The 1,353-nt window shown below is 53.1% G+C and carries 1 protein-coding gene; it reads right to left on the bottom strand.

Going from position 1 to position 1,353, the window contains the following annotated elements; all coding sequences use genetic code 11:
* Window positions 1–245: 245 nt before the first annotated feature.
* Window positions 246–1,268 (bottom strand): IS110 family RNA-guided transposase, encoded by a 1,023-nt coding sequence (locus AC3A5O_RS28735; RefSeq protein WP_305470327.1) that lies wholly within the window; start codon window positions 1,266–1,268, stop codon window positions 246–248.
* Window positions 1,269–1,353 lie beyond the last annotated feature (85 nt).

Here is a 1,353-nt window from a genome sequence, read left to right as displayed (position 1 = left end):
CAAATGTATGGTCAGCCCATCTCCTGCAACCACGGGCGATGAGCGGTAAAGCATGCTTGCACTAATGTATCCGGGCTCCTAGTCGGCAATTTGCCGCCTGGCCCTTGATGAGTAGTCGCTCCTGCCTGTCCTTGAAAAACGCTTCAGCTTCGAAAGCTGTTTTGCTTACCAGGTTCTCAGGCAGGATTTGAGCTGTTTATCGTCATCATCGCTGTCGTCGCAAAAGCCGGTAGTGTGGGTTTCGGTCAAGCCCTGGACTGGGTGTTGTAGCTTCCTCCGTGAACTAAAACGGCCCACACGATTCTTGCCAACTTATTGGCTAGGGCGCAGGCGACCTTGTTTGGATGTTTTCGTGTCAGCAAGTCCCTGCACCAACTTCCCAGAGCATCATTGCGCTTGTCGATGCGCACCAGGACCGCCCGAGAGCCTTGAACCATCAGCTTTCGAAGGTATTTATCACCTCGCTTACTGATGTTCAAAAGGACTGTTTGATCACCCGTTGAATACTGCCTCGGCACCAGGCCCAATGAAGCGGCGAAGTCTCGCGCTGAGCGAAAATTGGAAGCGTCCCCGATGTCGGCCAGCAGCGCGCTAGCGATGATTGGGCCGATGCCGGGGATGCTCATCAGCCGGGTTCCCGCGTCATCAGCACCCACCTGCTCTTTAATCGTACGATCAACCGCCTTGATTTCGTCGGTGAGCCGTTTGGTCTCTTCTGCCAAATGCTCAATGAAGTCCTTCAACTGTTGCGGCAAGTCTGCGGCCGGGTCGTCCAAAATTTGATGAATCTGATTCATCGCAGCTTTTGTCGCAGGTAACTCAATTCCGAACTCAAGCAAGAACCCGTGAATGCGATTGATTGTTTGAGTCCTCTGGACGATTAAGGCTTCGCGAAGACGATGTTGCGTCGATAGAAGCTGTTGCTCAACAGTCTTGATGGCAACGTAGTGTGTCCTGGGACGGGAGGCAGCTTCGCAGATGGCCTCAGCGTCGATGTAGTCGTTTTTATTGCCTCTGACGTAGGGTTTCACATGCTGCGGGGCAATCAATTTCACTTGATGGCCGAAGGATCTGAGCTTCCTTGCGAGCCAGTGTGAACCGCCGCATGACTCCATCACTATGGTGCAGGGTTCGAGCTTTGCAGCGAACTCAAGTAGCCGCTTACGATTGAATTTTTTGCGTAGGACTTCCTTGCCTTTGGCGTCGTGCCCTACGAGATGGAAGGTGTGTTTCCCGATATCCAGGCCGATTAGCTTCAAGGGTTCCATGAGAGGTCTCCTTCAGGTAAGTGAGAGCCCCGGTCAGTTTAGATTTACCGGGACTCCCACACGGGCTGACCATCTCATTAACGCT

It is taken from the genome of Pseudomonas sp. Soil_N_39 (genome assembly GCF_057655955.1).
This window is presented reverse-complemented; position numbering and strand designations above follow the sequence as displayed.